Origin of the sequence: Caballeronia sordidicola, assembly GCF_002220365.1 — a bacterium.
In the GTDB taxonomy this organism is placed as follows: Bacteria; Pseudomonadota; Gammaproteobacteria; order Burkholderiales; family Burkholderiaceae; genus Caballeronia; species Caballeronia sordidicola_C.
Window position 1 is genome coordinate 1 of the sequence record NZ_MTHB01000214.1, and the last position, 10,726, is coordinate 10,726.

Here is a 10,726-nt window from a genome sequence, read left to right on the forward strand (position 1 = left end):
CCCGCCATTATCGATCACATCCGGACGTCGATGCGGTCCCGCGTCCTGTCCCGGACGGCGATCGCACGGTATGACGTGTCGGGCACCCGCATTCGTCACCAGAAACTGCTGCGCGGCTGGCTTGACATCCGGGCGTTCGATGCGAGTGAGGCGGCGTCGCTTGCTGAACTGGCGTCGGCGGAAGCCCGGACAAAGATCGAACTGCCCGATATCATCAACGTGCTGATCGAGGAACTGGTCCGGCGCCGGTACGAGCTGCCGCCACTGGCAATGCTGCAGCGCATCGCCACGCAGGCGCGCAACGATCACAACGAGGCGATCTATGGGGCCATCACCGGCGCACTCGACTCAGCACTCGTCGAACGCATCGACGCGCTTCTCGTCTTCAAGGCCGGCAAGTCCGGTTGGGACGATCTGAAACAGGAGCCGAAGCGACCCGCCGCGCGGGCGATCGCCAGCTTCCTCAAACATATCAACTGGATCAGGACACTGGCGGAAGGCTTGCCGGCGCCACCCTCGATCCTGTCTGTTAGCAAACGAGCCCAACTGGTCACCGAAGCGCGGGCCCTGGACGTCGCGGAACTGCGTTCGCTCAAGACCGCGAAGCGTTATGCGCTTGCGGTACTGTTCATCCAGGCGCAGTTGCAGAAGGCGCTTGATGACGTCGCTGAGATATTCATCAAGGTGGTGCGCAAGCTGGAGTCCTACGCAAAGGTCCGACTGCAAAAATACCAGCTTGAACACGCCGGTATGCTGGAGGGGCTGGTCGGGCAGTTCCGGGACGTCCTGCAGATTCTCCAGGATGAGGGCGTACCGGAGCCTAAGCGGTTACCGAAAATCCGCGAGGCGCTCGGCGACCCGGCCGAAGCGCTCGCGCAATGCAACGAGCACATCGCTTATGCCGGGCAGTTCTATCTGCCGTTCATGCTCGTGCCGTACCGCACCCAGCGCTCGCTGCTGTTCCAGTGCCTGGACGTGCTGCCGCTGCAATCGAGCTCGCAGGACCGCGCGGTGCTGGTCGCGCTCGCGTGGCTGCAAGGTTTCCGCAACGCGCACCGCGAATACCTGCTGCTGACCGACAACGACCTCGCGAACCTGCCGCTCGACTGGTTGCCGGAGAAGTGGGAGCGCGCGGTGTTCCCGCACAGCCGGGACAGCCGGATGCTGCACCGCCGGTTCTTCGAGCTGGGTGTCTTCAGCCAGATCGGGGTGCCGTCAGGATTCGGACGAAAACGTACGTTAGCCGCGCCGCACAATCATAGAGATAAGGGATTTAGCCCAATTGTCATGGCGCAGTCCGTTACATGATCCCAATAAGAAGGGAAGCCAAAGAGAATCACCCGAACCCAGGCGGTCGCGCCCCAGTCGTTGACATGAACGTGTCGGCTGCCGCTTTGTCCAACTACCATTCAATGGAGGATTTTGCCGAGAAAGTCCTTCGCGCGGATCGATTTTGGATTGACAAAAAATTCATCCTTGGTTTCATCTTCGACAATCACGCCCTCATCCATGAAGATCACTCGATGCGCAACCTTCTTCGCGAATCCCATCTCGTGCGTTACACAAATCATGGTCATACCGTCTTGTGCGAGCTCCACCATCACATCGAGTACTTCATTGATCATCTCTGGATCGAGGGCGGACGTAGGCTCGTCGAACAGGATTGCAATCGGATCCATCGATAGTGCACGGGCGATCGCGACGCGCTGTTGCTGACCGCCAGACAATTGTGCAGGGTATTTGTCCGCTTGTGCGCTCAGGCCGACGCGCTTCAGAAGGCCAAGCCCCTTAGCGCACGCTTCGTCTTTGGAGCGTGCGAGTACCTTTATCTGGGCGAGCGATAGGTTCTGGATAATCGTCAGATGCGGGAATAGTTCGAAGTGCTGAAAAACCATGCCCACTTTCGCACGCAGGCGCGCCAAGTTAGTTTTGCGGTCCGCCAGCGACTGACCGTCGATTACTATGGCGCCTTGCTGGAACGATTCGAGGCCATTCAAGGTCTTAATAAGCGTGGACTTACCGGACCCCGACGGGCCGCAGATAACAACAACCTCTCCCTTGTTGATGATTGTCGTGCAGTCAGTTAGCACTTTAAACTGACCGTACCATTTCGACACGTTAGTGATTGAGATCATTCGTTGCTTCCTTAATGAGGGTTTCGGGGCATCGTCACGTTCAACCGCAAGGGCGACTGCTGTTGAAGACAGTCGTCGCATCGTGTGCCGTAAGCTCATGCACTTAACAATGAGTTTTAAAGGCATCCTTCTTTGATTTTATTTCAGCTTCTTCTGTATCACCGACTGAAAGACCATGAAGATGGAGACGATGATGAGGTAATACACCAACGCGGCACAGTACCATTCGACGAACCGGAATGAGGCCGCGATAGCGTCGTTGACAACTGCCATTATTTCCCGCAGCGAGATGATGTAGGCGAGCGATGTCACCTTTAAAACGTTAATGAATTCGTTCACCAGTGCGGGAAGTGCTACACGTAGAGCCTGTGGCAGGACCACGAGGCGAAAGACCTGGAATCGGTTAAGACCGAGGGCTGCGGCCGCGTGTCCTTGCCCCTGGCTCACCGCGCGTACGGAGCCCCTCATGATTTCGGCCATATAGGCAATGGAGGCGAGGGAGAACGAAATGCCAGCCGCCACAAAAGGATTGAACCAGTTTGCCTTGAGCAAGGACGGGAACAGCTGCGGCGTGCCGTTCCAGACGATCAACAGGACAAGGATGACCGGCGCGGCCCGGAAAACCCACACGTAGCATTGGGCAGCCAGATTTCGGCCCATTTTTACAGAGTTAAGGCAAAGCGCGACGGGTAGGCAGCCGAAGAATGAGACGATGAAAACAACGACTGAAAGGACTAAGGCGTTGATCGCACCATGTATCATAGCGGGTGCGATCAACGCTGCGAAAAAGAGCCCGGTATCGAAAGTCATTTTTCCTTCTGCAGTCCAGATTTTAGCGGTCGTAGTTGACGTCGAATACAGTCGGATCGAGGCCGTACTTCGTCGCGAGTGCCTTGAAGAATCCACTTTCATGTAGTTTCTTGAGCGCCGCCCGAATCATTGCCAGATCGCTTGGATTTCGGCGCATGTAAATGCCGTATGTGAAGTCCGATTTCCAAGTGTAGGCGATCCTCAGTTCATCCTTTGCCGCGGCGACGCGGGTCGCACCTTCGGCCTGCTCCGTCAACGTGGCGTCTGCTCGGCCAACCATCACCTGTTGATATGCCGCCTGTTGTGCAGGGTAGTCCTGGACCAGCACTGCGGGCCTCCCGGTCGCGGCAAACTGCTTATTCAGCGGATCCACCCGCTCTGCTTTGTAATAGGTACCGGACTCAAGCGCAATGGTATTCCCGCTCAACGTTTCAGGGTCCGTGATTTTTTTATTGCCTGCCTTCGTCACGATCACCGTCGCCGATTTCATGTAGGACACGCCGTCGTAGGCCTTGCGACGTTCGTCGTTGATGTAGATGCCACTGATGATCAGGCCGCATCGGCCCGCGCCCAATGTTGGCAAAAGGCCGGCGAATTCGGTCGTCGTGTAAGCCGTGTGGGCGTTCCATTCCTTGGCCAGGGCGTTTGCGATTTCGATGTCAATCCCGACTGGCACTATATCGCCAGGGCTCTTTTTGAATGTGAACGGTGGGAAATTGGCAGTGGTGCAGACGCTAACTTGGCCGTCAGAGACGAAGCTGGGCTCCGCCGCGACGGCGGCGGAAGCCACCACAACTGAAATTACGGTTATTGCGGAGAGTTTCAAACGCATGTCCGTTCACCCTTTTCTCTATTGAATTTTGCTAACTATCTGCGTGTAAGTGTCCGCGTCAAACGCGGGCAGTATGAGCGGATCAACGTGCCCGTCGCGCCGAGCAGTGAGTACGTATCGCATCATCTCCTCGTTACCGGGCATCTCGAAGACCTGCACGAAATCGTAGCCGCCCATGACAGCGTAAAAAGCGATCGACTTTCCGCCGAGCGCCGCCACGCGGTCCTCGCTAACCTTTCGTCGGTTTGCGCTGGCGGACAGCTCCGCAAGTCCCTTATCGGTCAGCCGCATGAGCACGATGTATCTCTGGGGGCCGTTGTTGCCGCCGGTTTTAGTGTCATCCATTACTCGCCTGTCCCGGTCATTTTCTCCAAAGCTTCAAGGACAGCTGCCGAGTCCGTGAGAGCACCGAAGATCCCGTTTTCAACGGTCACCATGTGCAGCGCGGCTTCATGGGCATATTGGTCCCCACTGGCGCACGCGTCAGAGATCGTCAAGCACTGAAAATTCCGGTCGCATGCTTCGCGGAGCGTCGTGTGGACGCAGACGTCGGTCGTGCACCCGGAGAACAGAAGGTGAGTGATGCGCTGGGCGCGTAGGACATGCTCGAAGTCCGTGTAGGTGAATGCGCTGTTACACGTTTTGTCGACAATAATGTCCTCGTTGCGCACTTCGATTTCGGAAACGATCTGGAATCCTTGGCCTGAGCGGAGTAGTACGTCCGTCATTTCAAGCCCCGTTCGTTTACGACGCCACTTCTCGTATGGCGTCATATCGGCCATGTCGCCGCGATAGCCCTGGCGCGTATGGATAATCCGTATTCCTGCGGTACGACAAGCCTGAATAAGCCTGTTGACTGTGGGCAGAATCGCCCGTAGCGGTGAAGGGTCGTAACCCTGCCTAGCAAAGTAGCCTGTCTCCGAAAGGAAGTCCTCCTGGAGATCGATGACGATCAGTGCCGTCGAGGACGGATCGAGTTTGCCATCGTATGGGTAGTCGAATGGAGTTGCTTTGATCATTCCGCACCTTCGTGAGAGGGGAGAGCCTCCTTTTTATCACCTTGCACCGTTCTATAAAATCAATTTATTATTGAGCTTATTGTTCTATAAACCTCACCAATTGACCGACGGAGGCCCTATGGCGCGTCCTTTATATTTGCAATATTTGCCAGCTTTCGAAGCCGCTGCGACACTCGGTAGCATCAGGGGTGCGGCCGAGGCACTTAATCTCAGCCCCAGCGCTATTTCCCTGCAACTAAAGAAACTCGGCGAGGCAACAGAGATCGTTCTGTTTGAGAAATCCGGTAGAAACGTTGTCTTGACTCAGGCAGGGAGGGAATTCTCGAACGCGGTAGCGTTGACGCTTAGCCAGTTGGAATCGATTGCACGCGCCTCACGGGTGAAAAATTTCGGAGATCAGCCTGCATCACTCGCAGTTTCCCTTCCGGCGGCTCTCGGAATCGCGTGGCTGACAGAAGCAGTGGTCGAGTTTGCCGAAAGCCGTAACATACCGAACCTCACAATAAACGAAGCTAGCGCCGCTTCTGGCGTCGACTGGGAGGTGAACGATCTGGCCGTCGTTTACGACAATCCTCCGTTTCCCGGGAAGACTTGGAGACGTCTGAGTGAGGTCAGGCTTCGCCCTGTTTGTTCGCCAATCCTATTTCCGCGGCTCGACTTACAGCACCGTGATAGGAAGCTGAACGGCATCACCCTCCTACACGAAGATCAAGGCGAGGAGTGGGCAAAATGGGCGCTTGCCGCTCGCGTGGACCTGCAAGGCAGCGGGCGCGTCCGCGTGCGCTGCGTCGCGCAGGCCGTCGCTTCGGCTGTGCAAGGCCGTGGCATAGCCCTGGTCTCCGACGTGTTGACGCGCAATCATCTGAGCGAAGGCCGTTTGATCCGCCCGTTTCCAACATCGATCAACGCTGCGTGCGAATACTATATCCTTTGGCCGAAGGACAGAGACGAGGATCTGACGGTGCGGTCGTTCGTGCGGTGCCTTCTAGATCATCTCCCACCACTTCGTTAATATTCACCGAAATGACATGCTGGTGTTTTCTTTTTGAGTCGTCCATGACGACGGGAAAACACATTTAGAGCCCGGTGCCCTCAAGATTCGGACTTTCGTACGCGAGGCGTCTTCGTGGCTTTCCGAATGCCGCCGATCGACCACTAAGGCTGAAGCTAGGCTGATTAATCTTTAGACTTATGACGAAGCTGTCGCGCCGTATTGCAATTGGATAACAGGATAATCGACCGTCAATTTGTGTTTGCTGTTGACCGATGTATGCTCGCACGCCAGCCGTGCCCAGCGCTTTCCTATTGTCCTGAATGAGACCGACCGACACGAGAGGTGGCCAGCAACTGACAGATCGACACCGGTATCAATTAGCTGCTACATGTTCCGCTTGGGCTATACCCTATCCTGATGTCAGGGAACGCTGTCAGAGACGTCAGGATAGGGCCAGCTTATCGATTGTTTGACGTTCGAGTCTGAAGGTCATAGATTTCAAGCTGACATCTTCCCCGGAACTCCGTCATGAACGGTCAGCGCGTCGGCTATGTGCGGGTCAGCACCTTCGAGCAGAACGCCGAACGCCAACTCGACGGAGTCGAGTTGGATCGTACCTTTACCGACAAGGCATCGGGGAAAGACACGAAGCGGCCGCAGCTCGACGCGCTGCTGACCTTCGTGCGCAATGGCGACACGGTCGTTGTGCATAGCATGGACCGGCTCGCCCGCAATCTGGATGACCTTCGCCACATCGTCCAGGCGCTGACCCAACGCGGCGTGCGCATTGAATTCGCGAAGGAATGTTTGACGTTCACGGGCGAGGACTCGCCGATGGCGAATCTGATGTTGTCGGTGATGGGAGCCTTCGCGGAATTCGAGCGCGCGCTGATTCGCGAACGCCAGCGTGAGGGCATCGCCCTGGCAAAGCAACGTGGCGCCTATCGCGGTCGTAAGCCGGCATTGTCTGACGCGCAGGTCGCCGATCTTCGCCGTCGCGTGGATGATGGCGAGCACAAGGCTCAGATCGCTCGCGAGTTCGGAATCAGCCGCGAGACCCTGTACCAGTATTTGCGCTCGACGAGGTGAATCTTGCCCCGCCGAGAACTGCTCACCCCTGATCAGCGATTCCAGCTCCTAGCGTTCCCCGCGGATGAAAGTGAGTTGATTCGCTTGGCCACGTTGTCAACGGAGGACTTTGCGTTTGTTCGACAGCATCGAGGTGGCCATAACCGCCTCGGCATCGCGGTGTTGATGGTCTACCTGCGCTATCCAGGTCGGGTACTGGGACCGGCTGAGAAGCCGCATGCGCCGATCATCGGAATCGTCGCGGCGCAACTGGGCGTTACACCGGCAGTGTGGGATGTGTACGCTGCGCGTGACGAAACGCGCCGGGAACATCTGCAGGAGCTCCTGGCTAGGCTGGGCTTGGTGCAATTCAGTCGACAGCACTATCGTGCGCTGGTCGAGTTGCTTCTACCGGTTGCGATGCAGACCACCCAAGGCATCGTGCTTGCACAGACCGCCGTTGACGAGCTCCGACGTCGGCATGTGCTGTTGCCGCCGGTCCCTGCGCTCGAAAAGCTATGCGCGGCCGTGACCACACGCGCACAGCGCGAAGTGCACCGCCTGCTGACCACACCGTTAACCGATGAGCAACGCTCAGCGCTCGACCAGCTCCTGTTACCGCTCACTGATCGCCCCGTCAGTAAGCTAGCCTGGTTGCGGCAATCTCCGGGCGAGCCCAGTGCGAAAGCCGTTCTCGCACATATCGAGCGCTTGCAGGCGATCCGATCGCTCGGTCTGCCGGAGGGTATCGGCCGCACGATCCATCAAAACCGCCTGCTGCGTCTGGCACGAGAAGGCGGTCAGACTGCTGTCTACCAGCTTGAGGAATATGAAATCGATCGGCGTCACGCCACGCTCGTCGCGATTCTGCTCGACACCGCCGCGACGCTGACCGATGAGATTCTCAATCTGCACGATAGGCTCATCGGATCATTCTTCACAAAGGCGAAACACAAATACGAGAAGCGCTTTGCAGCGGATGGCAAAGCTGTCAATGACAAAGTGCGTCTCTATGCAAAGGTCGGCGCCGCATTGATCGCGGCAAAGGAAGCCGGCAACGATCCGTTCAAGGCGATCGAGGCCATCGTGCCGTGGGATATGTTCACAGCAAGCGTACGGGAAGCGGAGCAACTTGCTCGCGATGCGGAGTTTGATTCAATGGCGTTGCTCGTCGACCACTTCACTCAGTTGCGGCGCTATTCTCCGACGTTCCTCGACACCTTCGATTTCCGCGCGGCTTCGGCGCGCCAGGACCTAATGAACGCTATTGAAGCTTTGCGCGAGATGAACCGAACCGATGCCCGAAAAGTGCCGGCGGATGCGCCAACGGCCTTCGTCAAGCCACGCTGGGGGCGATTCGTGTTCAAGGAGGGCGGCATAGATCGCAGGTTCTACGAGCTGGCCGCGATGAGCGAATTGAAGAACGCGCTTCGTTCGGGCGACGTGTCAGTTATCGGTAGCCGGCAGTTTAAGGATTTCGATGAATACCTGATGTCGCGTGCAATGTTCGACGATCAACATCACGGGAACCGGCTCGGGCTGGTCGTGGAGACCTCGGCGGGCGCCTATCTCGACGAGCGCCTCGCCAGCTTGCGCGAAGCGCTTGACGAAACGTCCCGGCTTGCAGGGGCAGGCGAATTGCCTGACGTTGAGCTGAACGACAAAGGGCTCAAGATCACGCCGCTCGACGACGCAACCCCGGCGGCGGCCGATATCCTCACACAGCAAGTCTATGATCTGATGCCGCGCGTAAAGATCACGGATTTGCTACTTGAGGTCGATCAGTGGACCGACTTCACCCGGCACTTCACCCATTTGAAAAGCGACTCGGAGCCGCCCGACCGGACGCTGTTGCTGACCGCGCTCCTTGCAGATGCGTTCAACCTTGGGTTGGAGAAAATGGCCGATGCCTGTCCGGGCACAAGCATGGCTAAACTGTCATGGCTGGTAGCGTGGTATATCCGTGACGAGACCTATCAGAAGGGGTTGGCCGAGCTGGTCAACTATCAGCATGGTTTGCCTTTCGCCGCGTATTGGGGCGAAGGAACGACCTCGTCGTCCGATGGTCAGCGCTTCCGGGCCGGGGGACACGGTCAGGCCGCCGGATATCGGAATGCGAAATATGGCAACGAACCCGGCGTGCTGTTTTATACACACATCTCCGACCAGTACGCACCGTTCCACACCAAGGTCATCAACTCGCCGGTGCGGGATGCCACGCATGTGCTCGATGGCTTGCTGTATCACGAGTCGGAACTGCGTATCGAGGAGCACTATACGGACACCTCTGGCTTCACGGACCACGTGTTTGCGCTGTGCCACTTCCTCGGATTCGAGTTCGCGCCACGTATTGCCGATCTGGCTGACAAGAATCTGTATGTGCCAGGCAAGGCGAGCGACTGGTCAGCGCTGTCGTCGCTAATTGGCGGTTCGATCAACCGGAAACTGATAGAGCGGGAATTCGATGACGTGGTCCGCCTAGCCGCGTCGATCCAGCAAGGCACGGTCACGGCTTCGCTCATCCTGCGCAAGCTGAGTGCGTATCCTCGGCAGAACAGTCTCGCTGTCGGCCTGCGCGAACTCGGGCGCATCGAGCGCACGCTGTTCACGCTGAAATGGCTCCAGGACCCGACGTTGCGCCGGCGTGTGTCTGCCGGACTGAACAAGGGAGAAGCCCGCAACTCGCTGGCACGGGCAGTGTTCTTCTACCGGTTGGGCGAGATACGGGACCGTTCATACGAAAACCAGCGCTACAGGGCCAGTGGCCTGAATCTTGTGGTAGCTGCGATCACGCTGTGGAACACCGTGTATCTGGAGCGGGCGACTGCCGCCTCACGGCAGCAGCGGGAGATCGACGAAAGCCTGATTCCGCACATTGCGCCACTGGGCTGGAATCACATCAACTTGACGGGCGACTACGTGTGGCACGCCAACAAACGCGTCGTCAAAGGCCGATTCCGGCCCTAGCGCGCCGCGAAAACGATCAAGGCGAAGTCTTAACGTACGAAAAAATCCCTTTCTTGAGGGCACCCCAGATCATGCGGGAACTGAATTCCGGCGATCTTTACGTCGAGGGTAGTGATCGCTTCGACGATTATCGGGTGCATCAGGTCTCCGACGAGGAATTCCGGCGTGAGCTGCCGCGCTACTGCGAGATCGTGGGCTTGCCCACGGACGGCAAGAGCTTCGCGAAGGATCTGCGAGACAAGCTGAACGCAGCGCTCGACGAGGCCGATGCGAACTTCCCGGCAAATGACAGCATCGAGTTCGTCGATGAGGAACTCGTCATTCACAAGCCGGGCAAGGAGCCCGAGCCGCCGAACCGCACGCTGATCGATCAGGCCATCACGGCGTCGATGCCGCAGCTCAGCATCCTGGATCTCCTCACCGAAACCGAGCAGTGGCTCGACCTGCATAAACTGTTTGGACCGCTATCCGGGTTTGACGCGAAGATCGACGATCCGCGCAAGCGTTTCATCACGACGCTGTTCTGCTACGGCTGCAACCTGGGGCCGAGCCAGACGGCGCGCTCGGTGAAAGGGCTCACTCGCAAGCAGGTCGCCTGGCTGAACCTGAAACACGTAACGGAGGAGCGGCTCGACAAGGCGAACGTGAAGGTGATCAACGCGTACAACCAGTTCGCGTTGCCAAAATACTGGGGCAGCGGCAAGCGCGCGTCGGCCGACGGCACCAAGTGGAGTCTGTACGAGCAGAACCTGCTGTCCGAATATCACGTTCGCTATGGGGGATACGGCGGGATCGGCTACTATCACGTATCCGACATGTACATCGCGCTGTTTAGTCACTTCATCCCGTGCGGCGTCCACGAAGCCGTCTACATCCTCGATGGGCTGATCCTGAACGGCGC

General features: G+C 57.7%; 8 protein-coding genes and 2 pseudogenes. 5 read left to right on the forward strand and 5 right to left on the reverse strand.

All coding sequences use genetic code 11. The features are described 5' to 3' along the window. Window positions 1-1,206 (forward strand): annotated as a pseudogene (locus BSU04_RS30300) (DUF4158 domain-containing protein); the annotation flags it as partial. A 203-nt stretch (window positions 1,207-1,409) separates the two neighbouring features. On the opposite strand, the gene BSU04_RS30305 reads toward BSU04_RS30300, so the two are convergent. The 5 genes from BSU04_RS30305 to BSU04_RS30325 form a co-directional block, all read right to left on the reverse strand. Further along, window positions 1,410-2,135: an amino acid ABC transporter ATP-binding protein gene (locus BSU04_RS30305; protein ID WP_089164001.1), complete on the reverse strand. Its 726-nt coding sequence runs from the start codon at window positions 2,133-2,135 to the stop codon at window positions 1,410-1,412. Between the two features lie 138 nt (window positions 2,136-2,273). Continuing rightward, on the reverse strand, window positions 2,274-2,945 hold the full coding sequence (locus BSU04_RS30310; RefSeq protein ID WP_218827369.1) for an amino acid ABC transporter permease: 672 nt from the start codon (window positions 2,943-2,945) through the stop codon (window positions 2,274-2,276). Between the two features lie 22 nt (window positions 2,946-2,967). Next, on the reverse strand, window positions 2,968-3,777 hold the full coding sequence (locus tag BSU04_RS30315) for a transporter substrate-binding domain-containing protein (RefSeq protein WP_089164002.1): 810 nt from the start codon (window positions 3,775-3,777) through the stop codon (window positions 2,968-2,970). A gap of 18 nt (window positions 3,778-3,795) precedes the next feature. Next, window positions 3,796-4,122, reverse strand: coding sequence for a GYD domain-containing protein (locus tag BSU04_RS30320; RefSeq protein WP_089164003.1), 327 nt, complete (start codon window positions 4,120-4,122; stop codon window positions 3,796-3,798). Beyond that, window positions 4,122-4,796 (reverse strand): cysteine hydrolase family protein, encoded by a 675-nt coding sequence (locus tag BSU04_RS30325; protein ID WP_089164004.1) that lies wholly within the window; start codon window positions 4,794-4,796, stop codon window positions 4,122-4,124. The genes BSU04_RS30320 and BSU04_RS30325 overlap by 1 nt, the downstream gene beginning before the upstream one ends. On the opposite strand from BSU04_RS30325, the gene BSU04_RS30330 reads away from it, so the two are divergent. The 4 genes and pseudogenes from BSU04_RS30330 to BSU04_RS30345 form a co-directional block, all read left to right on the forward strand. After that, window positions 4,789-5,808, forward strand: coding sequence for a LysR family transcriptional regulator (locus tag BSU04_RS30330; RefSeq protein ID WP_218827370.1), 1,020 nt, complete (start codon window positions 4,789-4,791; stop codon window positions 5,806-5,808). The genes BSU04_RS30325 and BSU04_RS30330 overlap by 8 nt on opposite strands. Before the next feature lie 510 nt (window positions 5,809-6,318). Next, window positions 6,319-6,879, forward strand: coding sequence for a recombinase family protein (locus BSU04_RS30335; RefSeq protein ID WP_089164006.1), 561 nt, complete (start codon window positions 6,319-6,321; stop codon window positions 6,877-6,879). Between the two features lie 3 nt (window positions 6,880-6,882). Beyond that, the gene (locus tag BSU04_RS30340; RefSeq protein WP_089164007.1) at window positions 6,883-9,825 is read left to right on the forward strand and encodes a Tn3 family transposase; all 2,943 of its coding nucleotides are present in this window, start codon (window positions 6,883-6,885) and stop codon (window positions 9,823-9,825) included. 65 nt (window positions 9,826-9,890) lie between these two features. Beyond that, window positions 9,891-10,726, forward strand: a pseudogene (locus tag BSU04_RS30345) (Tn3 family transposase); the annotation flags it as partial.